The organism is Nocardia tengchongensis (genome assembly GCF_054781395.1).
This window is the reverse complement of record NZ_BAAGUM010000006.1, coordinates 1224857-1251170: the sequence shown is the minus strand read 5'-3', so window position 1 is coordinate 1251170 and position 26314 is coordinate 1224857. Positions and strand designations below refer to the sequence as shown.

Genomic DNA, 26314 nt, shown 5'->3' with positions numbered 1-26314 from the left:
CGCGGTGGTGTTCGAGGGCCGGAGTCTGTCCTACGGCGAGCTGGATGCCCGCTCGAACCGCATGGCGCGCTTGCTCATCGAGCGCGGCATCGGCACCGAGGATCTGGTCGCCGTGGCCGTGCCGCGGTCGGACGACTCGTACTTCGCCGAATGGGCGGTGTCCAAGACCGGTGCGGCCTTCGTGCCGGTGGACCCGAACTACCCGGCCGACCGCATCGCCCACATGGTCACCGACTCCGGTTCGCCGGTCGGTCTGACCGTCGCGTCGGTGCGCGCGGACATGCCGGACTCGGTGGAGTGGCTGGTTCTGGACGAACTGGACCTGGAGGTGTTCGCGGACACCGCGATCGACGCCGCCGAGCGGGTGCGCCCGCTGCGTCCGGAGCACCCGGCCTACGTCATCTACACGTCGGGCTCCACCGGCGTGCCCAAGGGCGTCGTGGTCACCCACGCCGGCCTGGCCAACTTCACCGTCGAGCAGGCCGAGCGCTACGCGCTCGACGCCTCCTCGCGCGCACTGCATTTCGCGTCGCCCTCGTTCGACGCGTCGATGCTGGAATTCCTGCTCGCCATCGGCAAGGGCGGCACCCTGGTGGTCGTCCCGCCGGGCACCTACGGCGGCGAGGAGCTCGCCGAGCTGATCCGCCGCGAGCAGGCCACCCACGCGTTCATCACCCCGGCCGCGCTGTCCACCTTCGGACCGGCGGGCCTGGACTCGCTGCGCGTGCTGGTCGCCGGTGGTGAAGCGGTGCCCGCCGATCTGGTCGAGAAGTGGGCGGTTCCGTTGGCGGACGGCACGATGCGTGCCTTCCACAATGGTTACGGCCCCACCGAGACCACCATCATGACCAACATCAGCGACGCGCTGGTGCCGGGTGACCTGGTCACCATCGGCGGTCCCATCCGGGGCATGCAGTCGCTGATCCTCGACAACCGCCTGCGCCCGGTGCCGGTGGGTGTCGCGGGTGAGCTGTACCTGTCGGGCATCCAGCTGGCGCGCGGCTACCACGCGCGGCCGGGCCTGACCGCCGACCGTTTCGTCGCCAACCCCTACGTGGACGGCGAGCGCATGTACCGCACCGGTGACGTGGTGCGCTGGACCCCGGACGGCCTGGTCGAATACGTCGGCCGCTCCGACTTCCAGGTCAAGGTGCGCGGTTTCCGCATCGAGCTCGGTGAGATCGACGCCGCCCTGGCCTCGCACGAGACCGTGGACTTCGCGGTCACCGTCGGCCACAAGAACGCCGCCGGCGCGACCTCGCTGGTGTCGTACGTGGTTGCCACGCCGGGTCATTCGATCGATGTGGCCGCGGTGACCGCGCACGTCGAGCAGCGTCTGCCCGCGTACATGGTGCCGTCCTCGGTGATGATCATCGACCGGGTGCCGCTGACCCCGGTCGGCAAGCTGGACCGCCGGGCCCTGCCCGAGCCGGTCTTCGCCACCGAGGTGGTCTTCCGGGCCGCCCGCAACACCCTCGAGCAGACCATCGCCGAGGTGTTCGCCGAGGTGCTGGGCCTGGAGCGGGTCGGTATCGACGACTCGTTCTTCGCCCTCGGCGGTGACTCCATCGTCTCCATCCAGCTGGTGTCGCGGGCCAAGGCGCGCGGCGTGGTGTTCTCGCCGCGCGACGTGTTCGAGCAGCGCACCGTGTCCGGCCTGGCCGCGATCGCCACGGTGTCCGTGGACGGCCAGGGCGATTCGGCCCCGCAGCTGACCGAGCTCCCGGGTGGCGGCGTGGGTGTCATGCCGCTGACCCCGGTGGTGCGGTTCATGGCGGGACGGCCGGGCGAGTTCGGCCGCTTCAACCAGACCATGGCGCTGGAACTGCCGATCGGCATCGACCGCGCGGGCATCGCCGCCACCGTCGGCGCGGTCATCGACCGCCACGACATGCTGCGGGCGCGCCTGCGCCGGGTGCCGGACGCGGACTGGATCGTCGAAACCGCCGCTCCCGGAACCATCGACGCGGATTCGCTGATCGACCGCACCGAGTTCGACGCCGCCGCCACCGACGCGCAGCTGTTCGAGATCGCCACGGCCGCACTGGATGCCACGCTCGACAAGCTGGATCCGGCTGCGGGCCAGGTCATCCGGTTCGTGTGGCTGGAGCCCTCCGACAGCAGCCGGGCGGGCCGCCTGATCGTCGCCGGTCACCACCTGGTGGTCGACGGCGTCACCTGGCGAATCCTGGTGCCGGACTTCGTCGCCGCCTGGGGCCAGCTGTCCGCCGGACAGACCCCCGAGCTGGTCGCCCCCGCCACCAGCATGCGCACCTGGGCGCACGCCCTCGAGCGTGAAGCCGCCACCGACGAGCGCGTCGCCGAACTCGCGTTCTGGCGCGACGTCGTCGAGGGCCCGGACCCGCTGCTCACCGAGCGCGCCATGGACCCGGCCGTGGACGTCACCGCGACCATCGTCAAGCACCGTGTCGAGCTGTCGGCCGAGGCCACCCGCTCGCTGCTGACTACCGTGCCCGCGCTGTTCCACGGCGGCGTGAACGACGGTCTGCTGACCGCGCTCGCGTTGGCGGTGGCCAAGTTCCGCGCCGGCAAGGGTCTGGGGGAGAAGTCTGCCCTCGTCCGCCTGGAAGGCCACGGCCGCGAGGAAGAGGTCGTGCCCGGCGCCGACCTGTCGCGCACGGTCGGCTGGTTCACCGCCATCTTCCCGGTGCGCTTCGATCTCTCGGGCATCGATGTGGACGCCGCCCTCACCGGCGGCGCGGCCATGGGCCGGGCCATCAAGACCGTCAAGGAGCAGCTGCTCTCGGTGCCGGACAAGGGCATCGGTTACGGCCTGCTGCGCTACATGAACTCCGACACCGCTGCCCAGCTGCCCAAGCAGCTGCCGGGCCAGGTCAGCTTCAACTACCTGGGCCGGGTCAACGAGGGCGACGTGCCCGAGGCGCTGCGCGGCTTCGGCTGGATCCCGGCGGCCGACCTGGCGGAGCTGGCGGGCTCCTACGACGCCGACATGCCCGCCATGGCCCCGATCGACATCAACGCCATCGTGGCCGGCGACAAGCTGACCGCGCAGATCGGTTACCCGAGCACGCTGATCTCGGCCACCGAGATCGCCGAGTTCGCCGCCCTGTGGGTATCCGCGCTGGAAGCCGTTGCCGCGCACGCCGATTCGGCCAAGGGCGGGCACACCCCGTCCGACTTCGGCCTGGTCCGCGTCACTCAGCGCGACATCGACGGCTGGGAGAAGCGCTACGGCGCGCTGCACCAGGTGTGGCCGCTGTCCGCGCTGCAGGCCGGTCTGCTCTTCCACGCGCAGCTCGCCGCCACCTCGGTGGATGTGTACACCGCGCAGGCGGTGCTCACCCTCGAGGGCCGCGTCGACGCCGACCGCTTGCGCGCGGCCGCGCAGGCCCTGCTCGACCGCCACGAAATCCTGCGCACCGCCTACGTGAACGACGCCTCCGGCGTTCCCGTGCAGGTCGTCATCGACGGTGTGAAGGTGGCGTGGACCAACCACGACCTCACCGACATCGCCGAAGCGGACGCCCGCGCCGCGCGGGCCGCGGAGATCCTGGCCGCCGACCGGGTCGAGCGCTTCGACCTGACCGCGCCGCCGCTCATCCGCTACACCCTGGTGCGGACCGACACGCACAGCTACCAGCTGGCCGTGGCCAACCACCACATCCTGCTCGACGGCTGGTCCATGCCGCTGCTCATGCAGGACCTGCTGGTGCTCTACGCCACGCACTCCGACACCGCGGTGCTGCCGCCGGTGCGGTCCTACCGCTACTTCCTGGAATGGGTTGCCCAGCAGGACCGTTCGGCCTCGCTGACCGCCTGGCAGACCTCGCTGCGCGGGGTGTCCGAGCCGACCCTGCTCACCCGCCCCGACACCGGCCGCGAGATCACTGCCCTGTCCGGCGAGTACTTCTTCGACCTGGACGAGGCCGCCACCGCGCGCCTGACCGGGCTGGCCGCCGAACTCGGCGTCACCCCGAACACCGTGCTCCAGGTCGCCTGGGGCATCCTGCTCGGCCGCCTCACCGGCCGCGAGGACGTGCTGTTCGGTACCACCGTGTCCGGCCGCCCGGCCCAGCTCTCGGGCGTCGAGTCCATGGTGGGTCTGTTCATCAACACCGTCCCGGTGCGGGTCGCCTTCGACCCGGCCGAGCCGGCCAGCACGCTGCTCACCCGCACCCAGGGCGAGCAGGCCGACCTGCTCGACCACCACTACGTGGGCCTGGCCGACATCCAGACCGCCGCGGGCATCGGCGGACTCTTCGACACGCTGGTGGTCTTCGAGTCCTATCCCGTCGACGCCGAAGGCATCCGGTCCCAGGCCGCCGATATCGACGGCATGGCCGTCACCGGCCTGGACGCCGCCGACGCCACTCACTACCCGCTGACCCTGATCGCGCAGCTCGACACCCGCCTGCGCATCCGCGCCGGCTACCTGCGCGACCTGTTCGACGAGGACACCGTCCACCGGATCGCCGACCGCCTGATCCGGGTGCTCACCGCCATCACCACCGATCCCGCAGCGGCCGTCGGCGATATCGAGCTGGTCGACGCCGCCGAGCGCACCCAGGTCGTCGAGACCTGGAACGACACCGCCTTCGACGTCGAGGCCGTGCTCACCGAGCACAAGGCCGAGACCGCGACCCTGGTCGCCATGTTCGAGGCGCAGGTCGAGCGCACCCCCGACGCGACCGCGGTCGCGTTCGAGGGGACGAGTCTGTCCTACGCCGAGTTCTCCGAGCGGGTGCACCGCCTGGCCCGCTGGCTCATCGAGCGCGGCGTGGGCTCGGAATCGTTCGTGGCGCTGGGTATGCGCCGCTCGCTGGATCTGGTCGTCGGCATGTACGCCGTCGCCGTCACCGGCGCCGCCTACGTGCCGCTGGATCCGGACCACCCGGCCGAGCGCACCGAGTACATCCTCGAGACCGCCGACCCGGTCACGGTGCTGACCTCCGGTGAGGATCTGCCGGTCGACACCGCGCAGGTGCGGATCGACAAGCTGGAGCTGTCGAGCTACTCGGCCGCCCCGCTGACCGACGCCGATCGCCGGGTGCCGCTGCGGGATTCGAACACCGCGTACGTGATCTTCACCTCCGGTTCGACCGGTCGCCCGAAGGGTGTGGCCGTGCCGCACTCGGCGATCGTGAACCGTCTCGTCTGGATGCAGGCCGAGTACGGCCTGACCGCCGACGACGTGGTGTTGCAGAAGACCCCCGCGACCTTCGACGTGTCGGTGTGGGAGTTCTTCTGGCCCTTGCAGATCGGCGCCAAGCTGGTCGTGGCCAAGCCCGAGGGTCACCGCGACCCGGCCTATCTCGCCGACCTCATCGCCCGCGAAGGCGTGACGGTCACCCACTTCGTGCCGTCCATGCTGGCGGTCTTCGTGGCCGAGGAAGCGGCCGCGCGCTGCACCGGCCTGCGCATGGTCTTCGCCTCCGGTGAGGCGCTCGCGCCCAAGCCGTCGCACAAGCTGCGCGCGCTGACCGGCGCGGAGCTGCACAACCTGTACGGCCCGACCGAGGCCGCGGTCGACGTCACCTACCACCAGGTGGTCGACGCCGACATCGATACCGTGCCGATCGGCCGCCCGGTGTTCAACACCCAGGTGTACGTGCTGGATTCGCGCCTGCGGCCGGTTCCGGTCGGCGTCGCGGGTGAGCTCTATCTGGCGGGCGAGCAGCTGGCCCGCGGCTACGTGGCGCGCCCGGACCTGTCCTCGGATCGCTTCGTGGCCAACCCCTTCGGGGACGGCGAGCGCATGTACCGCACCGGTGACCTCGTCACCTGGACCGCGGACGGCGAACTCGACTACATCGGCCGCACCGACTTCCAGGTGAAGCTGCGCGGTCTGCGCATCGAGCTCGGCGAGATCGAGTCCGCGCTCACCGCCCTGGACGCCATCGCGCAGTCGGTGGTCGTGGTGCGCAACGACCCGCACGCCGGTGACCAGCTGGTCGGCTATGTCATCGCCGCGCCGGGCCGCACCGTCGACGTGGACGCGGTGCGCGCCGAGATCGGCGACAGCGTGCCGTCCTACATGGTGCCGTCGATCCTGATGGTGCTCGACGAGTTCTCGCTTAACGCCTCCGGCAAGCTGGACCGCAAGGCCCTGCCCGCGCCGGTGTTCGAGGCCGCGGTGTTCCGCGCACCGGTCACCCCGATCGAGCAGATCGTCGCCGGCGTGTTCGGTGAGATCCTCGGCCTGGAGCGCGTCGGTCTCGACGACGACTTCTTCGCCCTCGGCGGCAACTCGCTGATCGCCACCCAGGTGGCGGCGCGCCTGTCGGCCGCGCTGGACACCCAGCTGGGCGTGCGCGAGATCTTCGAGGCCTCGACCGTGGCCGCGCTGGCGGCCAGGGCCGAAACCCATTCCGGCTCCGGCACCCGCCAGGCGTTGGTGGCGCAGGAGCGGCCCGAGCGGCTGCCGCTGTCGCTGGCTCAGCAGCGCATGTGGTTCCTCAACCGGTTCGATCCCGAATCGGCCGTGGACAACATCCCGGCGGCCGTGCGCCTGTCGGGTCTGGTGGACCGCCAGGCCCTGCAGATCGCTGTCGCCGACGTGCTGGCGCGGCACGAGTCGCTGCGCACCCGCTACCCCGAGATCGACGGCCAGGCGTTCCAGGAGATCGTCCCCACCGGCCAGGTCATCCCCGACCTGACCCCGGTCGAGGTCTCCGAAGCCACCCTGCCGCAGGCACTCTCGGAGCTGGTGCTGACCGCCTTCGACGTCACCGTGGACGTGCCGTTCCGGGCGCGACTGTTCGAGGTCAGCCCCACCGAGCACGTGCTCGCACTGGTGGTGCACCACATCTCCGCCGACGGTTTCTCCATGGGCCCGCTCACCCGGGATGTCATGACCGCCTACGGCGCTCGCGTCGAGGGCGGCGAACCCGGCTGGCAGGTACTCGACGTCCAGTACGCCGACTACGCGCTGTGGCAGCGCGAGGTGCTCGGCGACGAGCGCGACGCCGATTCGGTGATCTCCCAGCAGATCTCGTACTGGCGCGACTCGCTGCGCGGCCTGCCCGACCAGCTGGACCTGCCGTCCGACCGGCCGCGTCCGGCCGTGGCCACCGGCCGCGGTGCGACGCACGTGTTCGACATCGACGCCGGGACCCAGTCGGCGCTGGCCGAACTCGCCCGCAGCCGTGGCACCACCATGTTCATGGTCATGCACTCGGCCTTGGCCGTGCTGCTGTCGCGCCTGTCCGGTGAGTCCGATATCGCGATCGGCACCCCGGTCGCCGGTCGCGGTGAACGCGCCCTCGACGACCTGATCGGCATGTTCGTCAACACCCTGGTGCTGCGCACCGAGGTGGACGGCGGCCGCGGCTTCGCCGAACTCCTGGACGCGGTGCGCGGCACCGACATTCAGGCCTTCGGCCACGCCGACCTGCCGTTCGAGCGCCTGGTGGAGATCCTCAACCCGGCCCGCTCGCAGGCCCGCCACCCGCTGTTCCAGGTCATGCTGTCGTTCCAGAACACCGGCATCACCGAACTGGAGCTGCCCGGTCTGACCGTCAGCGCCGTCGACCTCCCGATCGACACCGCCAAGTTCGACCTGCAGCTGGTGCTGACCGAGAACGCGACCCCGGAGTCCGGCATCACCGCCGAACTCATCTACGCCACCGACCTGTTCGACGCGGCCACCATGGAGCGCTTCGCCGACCGGTTCGACCGGCTGCTGAAGGCTGTCGCGGCCCAGCCGGACCGGGCCGTGGGCGATATCGACCTGCTGGTCGGCGGCGAGCGCACCCGCGTGCTGCGCGACTGGAACCGGACCACCGCCGACGTCGATTCCGTACTCGCGGAACTGACTTCGGGCACTCTGTCGGCCGAGGACACCGCCGCCGGCGAGGTCGTGCGCAGCGCCTCCGGCGACTCGGGCGAGACGCTGGTCGCGCTGTTCGAAGCGCAGGCCGTGCGGACCCCCGCCGCGACCGCGGTCAGCTTCGAGGGGACAAGTCTGTCCTACGCCGAGTTCGCGGGCCGCGTGCACCAGCTCGCCCGCAAGCTCGTCGACATCGGAGTCGGCCCGGAAAGCCTGGTGGCCCTGGGCATTCGCCGTTCGCTGGACCTGGTCGTCGCCATGTACGCGGTCATCGAGGCCGGTGGCGCGTACGTGCCGCTGGACCTGGACCAGCCCGCCGACCGCATCGACTACGTGCTCGAGACGGCACAGCCGGTGTGCGTGCTGACCACCCAGCGCGACGGCTTCACGCATGCGAGCGTGCCGACGATCGCCGTGGACACGGCAGACCTGTCGGACTACTCCATCGCGTCGCTGACCGACGCGGATCGTCGTGCGCCGCTCCAGGCTTCCAACACCGCGTACGTGATCTTCACTTCCGGTTCGACCGGTCGCCCGAAGGGTGTGGCCGTGCCGCACTCGGCGATCGTCAACCGCTTGATCTGGATGCAGGCCGAGTACGACCTGACCGCCGATGACGTGGTCTTCCAGAAGACCCCGGCCACCTTCGACGTGTCGGTCTGGGAGTTCTTCTGGCCGTTGCAGATCGGCGCGAAGCTGGTCGTGGCCAAGCCCGACGGGCACCGGGATCCGGTCTACCTGGCCGAAACCATTGCCCGCGAAGGCATCACGACCGCGCACTTCGTGCCGTCGATGATGGCCGTGTTCGTCGCGGAGCCCGCGGCGGCCGAATGCACCAGCCTGCGTTCGGTGTTCGCCTCCGGTGAGGCCCTGCCCGCCACCACCGCGCAGCAGTTGCGCCGGGTCACCGGTGCCGACCTGCACAACCTGTACGGCCCGACCGAAGCGGCCGTCGACGTGACCTATCACGAGGTGGTCGACGCCGACACCGAGACCGTGCCGATCGGCCGCCCGGTGTTCAACACCCAGGTGTACGTGCTCGATGCGCGCCTGCACCCGGTCGCGCCGGGCATGGCGGGCGAGCTCTACCTGGCCGGCGTGCAGCTGGCCCGCGGCTACGTGGCGCGCCCCGACCTGTCGGCGGACCGCTTCGTCGCCAACCCCTTCACCCCCGGCAAGCGCATGTACCGCACCGGTGACCTGGTCACCTGGACCGCGGACGGCGAGCTGGAGTACATCGGCCGCACCGACTTCCAGGTGAAGCTGCGCGGTCTGCGCATCGAGCTCGGCGAGATCGAGGCCGGGCTCACCGCGCACGACTCGGTTACCCAGGCCGTCGTGGTGCTGCGCTCCGACGCCCGCACCGGCGACGCCCTGGTCGCCTACGTGGTCCCGGCCGCCGCGCCGACCACCGAACCGGTCGCGCTGGACGCGGACGCCGTCGACACCGAGGCGCTGCGCGAGCACCTCTCGGGTCTGCTGCCGTCCTACATGGTTCCGGCCGCGTTCGTGGCCATGGGCGCGTTCCCGCTCAGCGCCAACGGCAAGCTGGACCGCCGCGCCCTGCCCGAGCCCGAGTTCGCCGCCCGCGAATTCCGGGCCGCCGAAACGCGGGCCGAGGAGATCGTGGCGAGCGTGTTCGCCGAGGTCCTCGGACTGGAGAACCCGGTCGGCGCCGACGACGACTTCTTCGAGCTCGGCGGCAACTCGCTGATCGCCACCCAGGTCGTCGCCCGCCTCGGCGCGGCCCTCGACACCCGTGTCCCCGTCCGTACCCTCTTCGACGCCCCGACCGTCGCCGCCCTCGCGGCCCGCGTCGAGGCGCAGGCGGGCACCGGCGGTCGCCGCGCCCTGGTCGCGCAGGCCCGGCCCGACGAGATCCCGCTGTCGCTGGCGCAGCAGCGCATGTGGTTCCTGAACCGCTTCGACACCGCCTCGGCCGTCAACAACATCCCGCTGGCCGTGCGCCTGACCGGCGACCTCGACACCGCGGCCCTGCTGGCCGCCGTCGGCGATGTGCTCGAGCGTCACGAGGTGCTGCGTACCATCTACCCGGAGAACGCCGAAGGCCGTGGCGTGCAGGTCATCCTGCCCGCCGACCAGGTCCGCCTGGACTCGGCCGCCAATGCCGGCATCCACGGCGGCGGCACCGGCCTGGCCCCGATCGAGGTGGCCGAGGCCGAGTTGCGCGAGCGCATCGCCGAACTGGTGCTCACCGGCTTCGACGTGACCGCCGCGGCCCCGGTGCGCGCCGGACTGTTCCGGGTCTCGGACGCCGGAGTGCCCACGCACGTGCTGGTTTTCGTGGTCCACCACATCTCCGGTGACGGCTGGTCGGTGCGCCCGCTGGCCCGCGACGTCATGCTCGCCTATGCCGCGCGCGCCAATGGCGATGCGCCGCAGTGGGCGCCGCTGCCCGTCCAGTACGCCGACTTCGCGCTCTGGCAGCGTGAGACCCTCGGCTCCGAGGACGACGCCGACTCGCTGATCTCGCAGCAGGTGGCCTACTGGAGCAACGACCTGGCGGGCCTGCCCGACCAGATCGACCTGCCCTCGGACCGCCCGCGCCCGGCCGTCGCCTCCAATGCCGGTGGCGTGCACGAGTTCGCGATCGACGCCGAATTGCTGGCCGGTCTCGAGAGCCTGGCCCGTCAGCACGGCGCCTCGCTGTTCATGGTCGTGCACGCGGCCTTCGCGGCCCTGCTGGCGCGACTGTCCGGCGGCGACGACATCGCCATCGGCACCGCGGTCGCCGGCCGTGGCGAGCAGGTGCTCGACGACGCCATCGGCATGTTCGTCAACACCCTGGTGCTGCGCACCGGCGTCGACTCGGGGGAGAAGTTCACCGAGCTGCTGGCCCGCACCAAGGACAGCGACCTGGCCGCCTTCGGTCACGCCGACCTGCCGTTCGAGCGCCTGGTGGAGATCCTCAACCCGGCCCGCTCGCAGGCCCGCCACCCGCTGTTCCAGGTCATGTTGTCGTTCCAGAACACCGGAGAGGCGAAATTCGCGCTGCCGGGCCTGGAAGTGGCGGGCGTGCCGCTGGACGTGGTCACCGCCAAGTTCGACCTGCACCTGAACTTGACCGACCGGGTCGACGGTGAAGGCATGACCGCCGAATTCGCCTACGCCACCGACATGTTCGACGCGGGCACCATCGCCGGGTTCGGTGAGCGCCTGGTGCGCCTGCTGTCGGCCGTGGTCGCCGAGCCGACCGCGCTGGTCGGCGATATCGAGCTGTTGAACGCGGCCGAGCGCCGCCAGGTGCTGCGGTCCTGGAACGCCACCGAATACGACGTCAAGCGCGTCGCCTTGGGCGGCAAGAAGATCGTCGCCGAGGTCACCCTGGCATCGATGTTCGAGAACCAGGCCAAGAACACTCCGAACCTCACCGCCCTGGTTTTCGAGGGGACGCCCGGGCAGAGCCCGGAAATTCCTACACAGCTGTCTTACGGTGAGTTCGCCGCCCGCGTGCACAAGCTGGCCCGCCACCTCATCGCCGAGGGCGTCGGCCCGGATTCCTATGTGGCCCTGGGCATGCGCCGCTCCTTCGACCTGCTGATCGGCATGTACGCCGTCACGGTCGCCGGTGGCGCGTACGTGCCGCTGGACCCCGACCACCCGGCCGAGCGCAACCAGTACGTGCTCGACACCGCACGGCCCGTGTGCGTGCTCAGTACCGCGCGCGACGAGTTCGAAACCACCACGCGCACACTGCTGATCGACGAACTGGACCTGTCCGGCTACTCCGACGCCCCGATCACCGACGCCGACCGCGTCGCCCCGCTGCGTGGCGACGATGTCGCGTACGTGATCTTCACGTCGGGCTCCACCGGCCGGCCGAAGGGCGTGGCGGTCAGCCACACCGCCATCGTCAACCGCCTGGTGTGGATGCAGACCGAGTACGGCCTGTTCGACGACGATGTGGTGTTGCAGAAGACCCCCGCCACCTTCGACGTGTCGGTGTGGGAATTCTTCTGGCCCTTGCAGATCGGCGCGTCGCTGGTCATCGCCAAGCCGGACGGCCACCGCGACCCCGGCTACCTGGCCGACCTGATCATCGAGACCGGTGTCACCACCGCGCACTTCGTGCCATCGATGATGTCGGTGTTCGTGGCCGAGGAGAAGGCCGCGCAGTGCACCTCGCTGCACCAGGTCTTCGCTTCCGGTGAGGCGCTGCCGGCGCCGACCGCGCAGAAGCTGCGCGAGCTCACCGGCGCCCGCCTGCACAACCTGTACGGCCCGACCGAAGCGGCCGTCGACGTCACTTACCACGAGGTTGACGACGCCGACACGCTGTCGGTGCCGATCGGCGCCCCGGTCTTCAACACCCGTGTGTACGTGCTGGATTCGCGTCTGCACCCGGTCGCCCCGGGTGTCGCGGGTGAGCTGTACCTCGCGGGCGTGCAGCTGGCGCGCGGCTACGTGGCCCGCCCCGAGCTGACCGCCGACCGCTTCGTCGCCGACCCGTTCCACGCCGGCGAGCGCATGTACCGCACCGGCGACCTGGTGAAGTGGACGCCGCGCGGCGAGCTGGAATACCTGGGCCGCACCGACTTCCAGGTCAAGCTGCGCGGTCTGCGCATCGAGCTCGGCGAGATCGAGGCCGCCCTCACCGCCATCGACTCCATCGCCCAGTCGGTGGTCGTGGTGCGCGGCGACGAGCGCCTCGGCGAGCAGTTGGTCGGCTACGTCATCCCGACCGCCGGCCACACCGTCGACCTCGACGCCGTGCGCGCCGAGCTCCAGGACGGCCTGCCCGGCTACATGGTCCCGGCCGCCTTCGTGGTGCTGGACGCCTTCCCGCTCAACGCCTCCGGCAAGCTGGATCGCAAGCAGCTGCCCACGCCGGTCTTCGAGGCCAAGGTCTTCCGCGCCCCGTCCACCCCGATCGAGGAGATCGTGGCGGGCACCTTCTCCGACGTCCTCGGCGTCGGACGGGTCGGCGTCGACGACGACTTCTTCGAGCTCGGCGGCAACTCGCTGATCGCCACCCAGGTCACCGCCCGCCTCGGCGCGGCCCTGGACACCCAGCTGGCGGTGCGCGATCTGTTCGAGGCCTCCACCGTCGCGGCCCTGGCCGCCCGCGTGGAGCGCAATGCCGGTTCGGGCCGTCGCCCGAGCCTGGTCGCCGGTGAGCGGCCCGCGCACCTGCCGCTGTCCCCGGCGCAGCAGCGCTACTGGTTCCTCAACCAGTTCGACACCACCACCTCCGCGGTCGACAACATTCCGCTGGCGGTCCGCTTCACCGGCGCGCTGGACCTGTACGCCATGAAGCAGGCCATCGGCGATGTGATCGCCCGCCACGAGGTGCTGCGCACGGTCTACCCGCGCGCGGCCGAGGGCCCGCACCAGGTGATCCTGCCCGCCGCGCAGACCGACCTGACGCTGGTGCCCGAGGACGTCACCGAGGCCGACCTGCTCGGCAAGATCATCGAATTCGCCATGACCACCTTCGACGTCACCGTCGAGGTGCCGCTGGCGGTCAAGATGTTCCGGATCGCCGACAGCGCCACCACCCAGCATGTGCTGGCCTTCACCGTCCACCACGTCTCCGCCGACGGTTCCTCCATGGGCCCGATGGCGCGCGACATCATGGCCGCCTATGTGGCCCGGGTGAACGGCGATGTGCCGCAGTGGCAGCCGCTGCCGGTGCAGTACGCCGACTACGCGCTGTGGCAGCGCGAGGTGCTCGGCGCCGAGGACGACGCCGAATCCCTGGCCGCCAAGCAGGTCTCCTACTGGACCCGTGCGCTGTCCGCGCTGCCGGACCAGCTGGAGCTGCCCACCGACCGGCCGCGTCCCCCGGCGCAGTCGTTCCACGGCAAGGCGCTGCGCTTCGACATCGACGCCGAACGCCACGCCAAGCTGCACGAGCTGGCGCGCGCCAACAACGCCTCGCTGTTCATGGTCGTGCACGCCGCCCTCGCGGTGCTGCTGGCGCGGCTCTCGGGCACCGACGACATCGCGGTCGGCACCCCGATCGCGGGCCGCGGTGAACGCGAACTCGACGACCTGATCGGCATGTTCGTCAACACCCTGGTGTTCCGCACCCAGGTCGACGGCAACGCGAGCTTCGCCGACCTGCTCTCCGAGGTCCGCGAACGCGACCTGGAAGCCTTCGCCAACGCCGACGTGCCGTTCGAGCGCCTGGTCGAGGTGCTCAACCCGGTCCGCTCCACCGCGCGCAACCCGCTGTTCCAGGTGGGCCTCTCGTTCCAGAACCTGGCCGAGACCGCCTTCGAACTGCCGGGCCTGCACGTGGCCGCGGTCGACTTCGACTCGCAGCTGGCCAAGACCGACCTGCACGTCACCCTCTACGACCGCTACACCGAGGACGGCACCCCGGCCGAGATCCTCACCGAATTCGGTTACGCCGTCGACCTGTTCGACGAATCGACCGTGCGGGCGTTCGCCGACCGGTTCGTGCGGGTGCTGGACGCCATCCTGGCCGACACCACCGTCGCCGTCGGTGACATCGACCTGCTCGACGCCGACGAGAACGCGCGAATCCTGCAGCGCTGGAACAACACCGCGCAGGATGTGGACGCGGTCATGGACGGCGGCTCCGCGGCCACCCTGGTCTCGCTGCTCGACCGCTCGGTGGCCGAGGACCCGAAGGCCGTGGCCATCGTCGCCGACACCGCCGACGGCGTGGAGAACCTCACCTACGCCGAGCTCGACGCCCGCGTGAACCAGCTCGCCCGCGAGCTCATCGCGCGCGGCATCGGCACCGAAGACCGGGTGGCCCTGGCCATTCGCCGCTCCACCGACCTGGTCGTCGCCATGTACGCGGTCGCCAAGGCCGGAGCCGCGTACGTGCCGATCGATCCGGACCAGCCCGCCGAGCGCGTCGGCTACATCCTGGAGACGGCCGCCCCCAAGGCCGTACTCACCACGGCCGCGGTCGGTTTCGAGACCGAGCTGGCCGAGGTGCTGCGCATCGACGAGCTGGACCTGTCCGCGCACTCGGCCAAGCCGATCGCCGACGCCGACCGGGTCCGGATGCTGACCGCCGCCAACACGGCGTACGTCATCTTCACCTCCGGCTCCACCGGCCGCCCCAAGGGTGTGGCGCTGCCGCACGGCGCGGTCGTGAACCAGCTGCTGTGGAAGGTCACCGAATTCGGCCTCGACCCGGCCGACGCGGTGCTGCTCAAGACCGCCGCCACCTTCGACCTCTCGGTCTGGGAATTCTGGTCCGCGGCGGCCTGCGGTGGCCGCATGGTCATCGCCGCGCCGGACGGCCACAAGGACCCGGCGTACCTGAACGAGCTGATGGCCCGCGAATGGGTGACCACCCTGCACGTGGTGCCGTCGATGCTGGACGCGCTGCTCACCGACGGGCTGCCGGACTCGCTGTGGCGGATCCTGGCCATCGGTGAGGCGCTGCCCGGCCCGCTCGCGCAGCGCGTGCTGCGGGAGCGTCCGCGCACCGAGCTGTTCAACCTGTACGGCCCGACCGAGGCCGCGGTGTCCATCACCAACCACCGGGTCACCGCGCGCGACGAGCTGTCGGTGTCCATCGGCTCGCCCGAATGGAACTCCCAGGTGTTCGTGCTGGATTCGCGCCTGCGGCCGGTGCCGGTCGGCGTGTCCGGCGAGCTCTACCTGGCCGGTGCGCAGCTGGCGCGCGGCTACTTCGGCCGCCCGGACCTCACCTCGGACCGGTTCGTCGCGAACCCGTTCGCCGACAACGGTTCCCGCATGTACCGCACCGGTGACCTGGTCGCCTGGCAGGCGAACGGCGAACTCGAGTACCGGGGCCGCACCGACTTCCAGGTGAAGATCCGCGGCTTCCGCATCGAGCTCGGCGATATCGAATCCGCGCTGCTGCGCCTGGATTCCATCGCCTCCGCCGCCGTGGTCGCGCACACCGACCCGGTGCTGGGCGACCGCCTGGTGGCCTACGTGGTCGGCGCCGACGGTGAGCCGGACAAGCAGGCGCTGCAGTCGGCGCTGGCCGCCGAGCTGCCGTCGTACATGATCCCGTCGGTCTTCATGCCGCTGAACGCGTTGCCGCTCAACGCCAACGGCAAGCTGGACCGCAAGGAACTGCCCGAACCCACCTTCGAGAAGACGGTCTTCCGCGCCCCCGTCAGCCCGATCGAGCAGATCGTGGCCGGCGTGTTCGCCGAGGTGCTGCGCGTCGAATCCGGTCGCATCGGCCTGGACGACGACTTCTTCCAGTGGGGCGGCAACTCGCTGCTCGCCACCCAGGTCGCGGCCCGCCTCGGCGAGGCGCTCAACACCCGGGTGCCGGTGCGAATGCTGTTCGAGGCCTCCACGGTTGCCGCGCTCGCGGCCCGGGTGGAACGCGACGCCGGGGCCGGTGGCCGCAAGGCGCTGACCGCCGCACCGCGACCGGAGAACATTCCGCTGTCGCTGGCGCAGCAGCGCATGTGGTTCCTCAACCGCTTCGACACCGCCTCGGCCGCCTACAACGTGCCGGTCGCGGTGCGCCTGTCCGGCGCGCTCGACGAGGACGCGCTGCGCGCGGCCATCGCGGATGTGGTTGCCCGCCACGAGATCCTGCGGACCATCTACCCGCAGACCGAGCAGGGCCCGGTGCAGGTCATCCTGCCGCCGGCGCAGGCCGTGCCCGAGCTCGCGGTGCGCACCGTGACCGCCGACGAGGTCGTCGGCGCGGTGGTGGAACTGACCTCCACCGCCTTCGACGTCACCGTCGAGGTGCCGATCAAGGTGGCGCTGTTCAAGATCGAGGGCGACGCGGCGGCTCCGGTCGTCGAGTCCGAGGCGGCCGCGCACGCGGCGGCCTACACCTTCGACTTCGCCGACATCGCCCCGACCGGCCAGTACCCGGCCGTGGACCCGAACGCCCCGGTGAGCGCGGAATACGTGCTCGCCCTGGTCATTCACCACATCTCCGGTGACGGCTCCTCGGTGGCCCCGCTGACCCGCGACCTGATGACCGCCTACGCGGCGCGCTCCATCAAGCAGGATCCGGGCTGGACCCCGCTCGCGGTGCAGTACGCGGACTACTCCATCTGGCAGCGCGAACTGCTCGGTGACGAGAACGACGCGGACTCGCTGGCCGCCAAGCAGGTCGCCTACTGGCAGCAGGCGCTGGCCGGGCTGCCCGACCAGCTGGACCTGCCGGTCGACCGGCCGCGGCCGGCGGTGCAGTCCTTCGCCGGCGGCAAGATCGACATCCGGATCGACGCCGAGCTACACGGCGGTCTGGTCGATCTGGCGCGCACCGAGGGCGCGACGCTGTTCATGGTCGTGCACACCGCCCTCGCGGTGCTGCTCTCGCGTTTGTCCGGCTCGAACGACATCGCCATCGGCACCCCGATGGCCGGTCGTGGCGAGGCTGTCCTCGACGACCTGATCGGTATGTTCGTCAACACCTTGGTGTTCCGCACCGAGGTCGACGGCGGCGAGGCGTTCAACGCCCTGCTGGCCCGGCAGCGCGAGACCGACATCCAGGCCTACGCCAATGCCGACGTGCCGTTCGAGCGCCTCGTCGAGGTGCTCAACCCGGCCCGCTCGACCGCGCGGCACCCGCTGTTCCAGGTGGGTCTGTCCTTCCAGAACCTGACCCGCTCCACCCTGGAACTCCCGGGCCTGAGCGTGTCCGGCCTGGACGTGGACACCGAGCTGTCGCAGTTCGACCTGCACCTGATCGTCTCCGACCTGTACGGCGACGACGGCGCGGCCGACGGCATCACCGGCATCCTGACCTACGCGACCGACATCTTCGACCGGGAGACCGTGGTCGGCTTCGCCGATCGCTTCGTGGCCCTGCTGCGCGAGATCGTGGCCGCGCCGCGGATCGCGGTCGGCGCGATCGAGATCCTGGCCGCCGCCGAGCGGGCCGAGATCCTGGACCGGCGCAATGACACGGCGCACCAGGTGGATTCGACCGCGACGCTGGCGTCGATGCTCGCCGCGACCGTCGCGGCCAAGCCGACCGCCATCGCGCTGATCGGGCCCGACGGCGAGACCCTGACCTACGCCGAGCTCGGCGCGCGGGTCAACGGCCTGGCCCGCCACCTGATCTCGATGGGTGTCGGCCCCGAGGCGCGGGTCGCGCTGGCGTTGCGGCGCTCGGTCGACCTGATCGTGGCCATGTACGCGGTCTCGGTCGCCGGTGGCGCTTACGTGCCGGTCGACCCCGACCAGCCCGCCGAGCGGACCGGGTACATCCTGGAAACCGCCGCTCCGGTGTGCGTGCTGACCAACGCCGCCGCGGAGTTCTCGACCGAGGTCGCGCCACTGGTGCGGATGGACGAGCTCGCGGCCGCCGCGAACCTCGGCCCGGTCACCGACGCCGAGCGGGTCGCCCCGCTCCGCCCGGAGCACACGGCCTACGTCATCTTCACCTCCGGTTCCACCGGTCGCCCGAAGGGCGTGGCGCTGCCGCACGTGGCCATCGCCAACCAGTTGCAGTGGAAGGCAGCGGAGTTCGGGCTCGACGCGGACGACGCCGTCCTGCTCAAGACCGCCGCCACCTTCGACCTCTCGGTCTGGGAGTTCTGGTCGGCCGCCGTCACCGGTGGCCGCCTGGTGATCGCCGCGGCCGACGGCCACCGCGATCCGGCGTACCTCAACGAGTTGATGGCCCGCGAGCGGGTCACCACCCTGCACGTGGTGCCGTCCATGCTGGACGCGCTGCTCACCGCGGGTGACGGCACGCTGAACGACGCGCTGCGCCGGGTGCTGGCCATCGGTGAGGCGCTGCCCGCCGCCGTGGCCCAGCGCTTCCGCGCGTTGAACCGGCAAAGTCGACTGTTCAACCTGTACGGACCGACCGAGGCCGCGGTGTCCATCACCAGCCACCAGGTCACCGACGCCGACAGCGGTTCGGTGTCCATCGGTGCGCCGGAATGGAACTCGCGGGTCTACGTGCTCGATGCGCGCCTGAACCCGGTGCCCGACGGTGTCTCCGGCGAGCTCTACCTGGCCGGCACGCAGCTGGCCCGCGGCTACTTCGCGCGACCGGACCTGACCGCGGATCGCTTCGTGGCCAACCCGTTCGCCGTCGGCGAGCGCATGTACCGCACCGGCGACCTCGTCGCCTGGTCGGACAACGGGGAGCTGGAATACCGGGGCCGCACCGACTTCCAGGTGAAGATCCGCGGCTTCCGCATCGAGCTCGGCGAGATCGAGGCCGCGCTGCTGGCGCTGCCGGAGATCGCGCAGACCGCGGTGCTGGCCAAGCAGGACGCCAAGACCGGTGACCGCCTGGTCGCCTACCTGGTGCCGTCCGGCTCGGGTGTCGATGTGCCGCTGGTGAAGTCGGCGCTCTCGGCCGGTCTGCCGTCGTACATGGTGCCCTCGGCCTTCGTCGTCCTCGACGCCCTGCCGCTCAACGTGAACGGCAAGCTCGACCGGAAGGCATTGCCCGAGCCCGAGTTCGAGACCACCGCCTTCCGCGCGCCGTCCACCCCGATCGAGGAGATCGTGGCGGGCGTCATCGCCGAGGTGCTCGGTATCGAACGCGTCGGCGCGGACGACGACTTCTTCGCCCTCGGCGGCAACTCGCTGCTCGCCACCCAGGTCGCCGCCCGCATCGGCGCGGCCCTGGACGCGCGGGTGCCGGTGCGCGCCGTGTTCGAGGCGTCGACCGTCGCCGGCCTGGCCGCCAAGGTCGAGCAGCACGCCGGAGCGGGAGATCGCAAGGCGCTCACCGCCGGACCGCGACCGGAGACCGTGCCGCTGTCGCTGGCGCAGCAGCGCATGTGGTTCCTCAACCAGTTCGACACCGCCTCGGCCGCCTACAACGTGCCGGTGGCCGTGCGCCTGACCGGTGCGCTGGATGTGGACGCGCTGCGCGAGGCCGTGGCCGACGTGATCGGCCGCCACGAGACGCTGCGCACCATCTACCCGCAGGTGGACGGCGCTGCCGCACAGGTGATCGTGACCGCCTCGCAGGCCATGCCGGATCTGCGGCCGGTCATCGTCACGGCCGAGTCGGTGATGGAGCGGATCGCCGCTCTCGTCACCACCGGCTTCGACGTCACCACCGAGGTTCCGTTGCACGCCAAGCTGTTCCGCGTGGAAGGTTCCACGGAATCCATGGGCGGCGCCGCCGCCGGGATCGAGCACGTGCTCGTCTTCGTCACCCACCACATCGCCGCCGACGGCTGGTCCATGGGCCCGCTCACCCGCGACGTCATGGTGGCCTACGCCGCCCGCGCCGCCGGCGTGCAGCCCGGCTGGGCCCCGCTGCCGGTGCAGTACGCGGACTTCTCGCTCTGGCAGCGCGAGGTGCTCGGCTCCGAGGACGACCCGACCAGCCTCGTCTCCGCGCAGGCCGAATTCTGGCGCACCGCACTGGCGGATCTGCCCGACGAGCTGAACCTGCCCTCGGATCGACCGCGCCCCAACGCGCAGACCTTCCGCGGCGGCCGGGTGCTGTTCCCGATCTCCAACGACCTGCACCGCGGCCTGCAGCAGATCGCGCGCACCAACAACGCGACCATGTTCATGGTCGTGCACACCGCGCTCGCGGTGTTCCTGGCGCGCCTGTCCGGCACCACCGACATCGCCATCGGCGCGCCCATCGCGGGCCGTGGCGAAGCCGAGCTGGACGACCTGATCGGCATGTTCGTCAACACCCTGGTGCTGCGCACCGAGGTGACCGGGCAGACCGGCTTCACCGAGCTGCTCGCCGCCAACAAGGACAGTGATCTGGCGGCGTTCGCGCACGCCGACATTCCGTTCGAGCGGCTCGTCGAACTGCTCAACCCGGAACGCTCCACCGCGCGGCACCCGCTGTTCCAGGTGGCGCTGTCGTTCGAGAACCTGCCCGGCGGCTCCTTCGAGCTGCCCGGCCTGAAGGCCGCCGCGGTCGACTTCGAGAACGAGATCGCCAAGTTCGACCTCATGCTCACCCTGACCGAGGCCCCGGCCGACGCGGACGCGGGCATGTACGCCGAATTCGGTTACGCCCGTGACCTGTTCGACCAGGAGACCGTCGAGGGCTTCGCGCAGCGGTTCGTCCGCCTGCTCACCGAGATCGTTTCCGCGCCCCGCAAGGCCGTCGGCGACCTGGAGATCCTGGCCGCCGACGAGCGGGCCGACCTGATCGCCCGCACCGGCGGTCCGGCCATCACGCCGCGCACCCTGCCCGAACTGCTCGCCGAGGCCGTGGCCAACAACCCGGTCGGCGAGGCCGTCGTCTTCGACGGTCAGGCCCTGGGCTACGCCGAACTCGACGCGGCCTCCTCGCGCCTGGCGCGGGTGCTCATCGAACGCGGCGCCGGCCCGGAAACCCGGGTCGCCGTGGCCATCCGGCGCTCCTTCGAATCGGTGCTGGCCATCTGGGCCGTCGCCAAGTCGGGCGCGGCGTTCGTGCCGGTCGATCCGTCCTACCCGGCGGACCGCATCGCGCACATGGTGAACGACTCCGGCGCGGTGCTCGGCCTGACCATCGACGCCGAACTCGAGGGACTGCCGCCGGTCGCGAGCCTGGCCGGCTGGATCTCGCTCGACGACCCGATGGTGCACGCCGAGATCGCCTCGCACTCGCCCGAACCCGTCACCGACGCCGAACGCTGGGGACAGGTTCGTCCCGAGCACGTCGCGTACGTGATCTACACCTCCGGCACCACGGGCATGCCCAAGGGCGTCGTGGTGACGCACGCCGGTCTGGCCAACTTCTCGACCGAGCAGATCGTCCGGTACCACCTCGACTCCGGTTCGCGCGCACTGCACTTCGCGTCGCCGTCGTTCGACGCGTCGGTGCTGGAGTACCTGCTCGCCATCGGCGCGGGCGGCACCCTCGTGGTGGTCCCGCCGGGCGTCTACGGCGGCGACGAACTGGCCGAACTGATCAAGCGCGAGCGGGCCACGCACGCCTTCATCACCCCGGCCGCGCTCGCCACCCTGGATCCGAAGGGTCTGGACTCGCTGCGGGTGCTGGTCGCCGGTGGTGAAGCCGTCCCGGCCGATCTGGTCGAGAAGTGGGCGATTCCGTTGGAGAACCGCACGATTCGTGCGTTCCACAACGGTTACGGCCCCACCGAGACCACGATCATGACCAACATCAGCGATGCGCTGACGCCGGGCGAGCTGGTCACCATCGGTGGTCCGATCCGCGGCATGCAGGCGCTGATCCTGGACGCGCGACTGCGGCCGGTGCCGGTCGGCGTCGCCGGTGAGCTGTACCTGTCCGGTATTCAGCTCTCCCGCGGCTACCACGACCGCCCGGGCCTGAGCGCCGAGCGGTTCGTCGCCAACCCGTTCGTGGCGGGCGAGCGCATGTACCGCTCCGGTGACGTGGTCCGCTGGACCCCGGACGGCCTGGTCGAATACGTGGGCCGCAACGACTTCCAGGTGAAGGTGCGCGGTTTCCGTATCGAGCTCGGTGAGATCGACGCGGCGCTGGCCTCGCACGAGACGGTCGACTTCGCGGTCACCGTCGGTCACAAGACCGAGGCGGGGGCCACCATCCTGGCGGCCTACGTGCTCCCGGTCGCGGGTCGCAGCATCGACATTCCGGCGCTGACCGAGCACGTCTCGGGCCGTCTGCCGGAATACATGGTGCCGACCGCCATCACGGTCCTGGACGCCATCCCGCTGACCCCGGTCGGCAAGCTGGATCGCCGGGCGCTGCCCGAGCCGGTGTTCACCGCGCGCGACTTCCGCGCTCCGGTCACCGAAATGGAAGCGGCGCTGGCCGAGGTCTTCGCCGACGTGCTCGGCGTCGAACAGGTGGGTGTGGACGACTCGTTCTTCGCCCTCGGCGGTGATTCGATCCTGTCCATCCAGCTGGTGTCGCGGGCCAAGGCGCGCGGCATCAAGTTCTCGCCGCGCGACGTGTTCGAGCAGCGCACCGTCGCCGGACTGGCCGAAGTGGCCACCCTCGGCGGCGACACCGCGCAGGAGAAGCTGGCCGAACTGCCCGGCGGCGGAGTCGGCGACATTCCGCTGACGCCGATCATGCACGCGATTCTGTCGAGCGGTTCGTCCTACGAACGGTTCTCGCAGACCATGCCGCTGCGACTGCCGGACGGCATCACCCGGCCGGTGCTCGTCGGGGCCATCTCGGCCCTGTTCGACCACCACGATGTGCTGCGCTCGCGGTTGCGCGGGAACGCTTCGGAGGGCTTCGAATTCGAGGCCCTGCCGCGTGGAGCCGTCGACGTCGACGCGCTGGTGCACCGGGTCGAACTGGCCGCGGACATCTCCGACGAGGAGCTGACCCGCGTCGGCAGCATCGAATTCGACGCCGCCCTGGGCCGACTGGATCCGGCGAACGCCGCCATGGTGCAGTTCGTCTGGTTCGCCTTCGCCCCCGAAGGTTCCGACGAGGCGCGCGTCCGCCGCGACGTGCTGCTCATCGTCGCGCACCACATGGTCGTGGACGGCGTCTCCTGGCGCATCCTGATCCCGGACCTGGGTCTGGCCTGGTCGCAGGTGGCCTTCGAGCAGCCGATCGCGCTGCCCGAGACCGGCACCTCCCTGCGGCGCTGGGCGCACGCCCTGGTCGAGGAATCGCGCAGCGAGCAGCGGGTCGCGGAACTGCCGTTCTGGCAGCGCGTCACCGAAACCCCGGACCCGCAGCTGGGTTCGCGGGCCTTCGACCCGACGATCGACACCTTCGATACCGTCGAGCGGATCGAGGTCAGTGTTCCGGCCTCCGTCACCGACGCCGTGCTCACCGCCATCCCGGGCCTGTACCGCGGCGGCGTGAACGACGGTCTGCTGTCGGCGCTGGCCATGGCGGTCGCGCGCTGGCGCGGGGAGACCACCGGCGGCTCGGCGCTGATCAAGCTCGAGGGCCACGGCCGTGAAGAGGAAGTCGTTCCGGGCGCGGATCTTTCGCGTACGGTCGGCTGGTTCACGGCCGCCTTCCCGGTGCGCCTGGACCTGCACGGCGCCGACCTCACCGAGGCGTTCGCGGGCGGAAACGCCCTCGGCGACATCGTGAAATCGGTCAAGGAACAGTTGCTGACCATGCCCGACAAGGGTCTGGGCTGGGGCATGCTGCGCCATCTCAACCCCGAGACATCCACGCAGCTGCGGGATGTCGGCCAGATCAGCTTCAACTACCTGGGCCGCATGTCCGCGGGCGAGGCGCCCGAAGGCATGGCCGACATCGGCTGGGTCCCGGTCGACGACCTGGGCCGTCTCGACGGCGACATGGACGCCGACATGCCCGCCAACGCCACCCTCGACATCAACGCCATCGTCACCGACGGCGAGGACGGCCCGCAGCTGGGCGCGGCCTTCTCCTACCCGCGCGGGCTGCTCGAGCGGGAACGGGTGCAGGAGTTCGCCGACCTGTTCGTGGCGGCGCTGACCGCGCTGGCCGCGCACGCCGAGCGTCCCGAGGCCGGCGGCTTCACGCCGTCCGACCTGTCGCTGGTGCGGGTGGAACAGTCCGACATCGAGGTGTGGGAGCGCGCCTACCCGGCGCTCGCCGACGTGTGGCCGCTCTCGCCGCTGCAGTCGGGTCTGCTGTTCCACGCGCTGCTCACCCAGAACACGGTGGACGTCTACACCATTCAGACCGTGCTCGACCTGAGCGGTGTGGTGGATGTGGATCGTTTGAAGGTGGCCGCGCAGGCCATCCTCGACCGATACCCGAGCCTGCGGACCGCGTTCGTCACCGACGCCGACGGTCAGGCCCACCAGGTGGTGCTGGATCGCGTCGAGGCGCCGTTCCATGTCATCGACCTGACGGAACTGCCGGAGGCCGAACGCAATCCGCGGATGCGGGAGATGATCGAGGCCGATCGCGCCGATCACTTCGATCTGTCCGCCGCTCCGCTCATGCGGTTCAACGTGTTCCGGATCAGCGACGACCTGGTGCACCTGGTCATCACCACCCACCACATCCTGGTGGACGGCTGGTCCATGCCGCTGCTCATGCAGGACCTGCTGGTGCTGTACGCGGTGCGTGGCGACATGTCGGTGCTGCCGCGGGTGCCGTCGTTCCGGAACTACCTGGCCTGGCTGGCCGGACGGAACCGGGACGAGTCGATCGAGGCGTGGAAGCGCGCCCTGGCCGGGGTCAGCGAGCCCACCCAGCTCGCGCCGGCCGCGACCCGCGACGAGACCTACGAGATCGGCCGCTACACCGTCGACATCGACGCCGAACGCACCCGCGCGCTCAGCAAGCGCGCCGGGGAACTCAACGTCACGCTGAACACGCTGGTCCAGACCTCCTGGGCGGTGCTGATCGGCCGCCTCACCGGGCGCAGCGACGTGGTGTTCGGCGCGACCGTCTCCGGCCGCCCGGGCGATCTGCCCGGCGTGGAGGCCATGGTGGGTCTGTTCATCAACACGGTGCCGGTGCGCATCCGCGTCGATGACCGCCTGACCATCGGCGGGCTGCTGCAGCGCGTCCAGCACGATCAGGCCGACCTGCTCGAGCACCACCACATCGGCCTGACCGAGATCCTGCAGTTGGCCGGTGCCGGAGCCGAATTCGACACCATGATGGCGTTCGAGTCCTACCCGGTCGACAAGGACGCGATCGCCGCGGCCAGCTCCATCGACGGCATGTCGGTGACCGGTGTGGGTATCAACGACAACACCCACTACCCGATGAGCCTGGTGATCATGGCCGGCGAGACCATCGACATCTCGATGCGCTACCTCGCCAGCCGCTTCACCGCCGACGAGGTCGTGACGCTGGCCGCCCGCTTCAACCGCATCCTCGACGCCCTGGTCGGCGATCCGGACAGCCTGGTCGGCGACATCGACATCCTCGATGCCGGGGAACGCGCCCGCATCCTCGCCGAAAGCGCCGTCACCCCGGCGGATTCGGCGGCCGACGCGGCCCGCGTGGGCACCGCGACCGTGGCCAACGTGCTGGCCGAGGTCGTGGAGGAGGACCCGCAGGCGCCCGCCCTGCTGTCCGGCGGCGAGGAGATCGCCTACCACGTCCTGGACCGTCGCAGCTCCCAGCTGGCGCGTCTGCTCATCGACCGCGGCGCGGGCCCCGGCGACATCGTCGCCGTCGCCCTCCCGCACTCGGTCGACGCGGTGGTCGCGGTCTGGGCCATCCAGAAGGCCGGCGCCGCGGCGCTGTTCGCCGACACCCACTCCTTCGGCGACATCCTCGCCGCCGGAGCAGGTTTCGGCATCACCCTGGAACCGGCCGCCAGCTCCGTCCGCTGGCTGGTCCCCTCGGACCCGAAGGTCCAAGCCGACCTGGCCGCCCGCCCCGCCCACCCGGTCTCCTACACCGACCGAGTCCGCCCCTTGTCCGAAACCGACCCCGCCTTCGTCTACCGCCACGCCGAAACCTGGACCACCCTCACCCAGTCCGAGGCCCTGGACCGTGCCACCACCCTGCGCACGGACAACGAAATCGACTACGAGTCGACGACGTACACCACCGCCTCCACCGGCCCCGCCGCCATCGACGAGTTCCTCTCGTCCGCCACGGCAGGCGCCCTCTCCGTCCTCCCCACCGGCGACATCCCCGCCGACCTGGAAGACGGCGAAGTAACCCACTGGTTCACCGCCGAGGGCGACCCGACCGACGAAGCGGGCGACGAAATCCGCATCATCCCCAGCTAG

The 26314-nt window shown here is 70.6% G+C and carries 1 protein-coding gene (only partly in view); it reads left to right on the top strand.

Features of this window, described 5'->3' with window-relative positions; translation table 11 throughout:
• Window positions 1-26314 carry the 3' portion of a non-ribosomal peptide synthase/polyketide synthase gene (locus ACYVKL_RS16815; protein WP_379164379.1) on the top strand. Its footprint begins 17765 nt before the window's first position, so only the last 26314 of its 44079 coding nucleotides appear in the window; its start codon lies off the left edge, out of view; the stop codon is at window positions 26312-26314.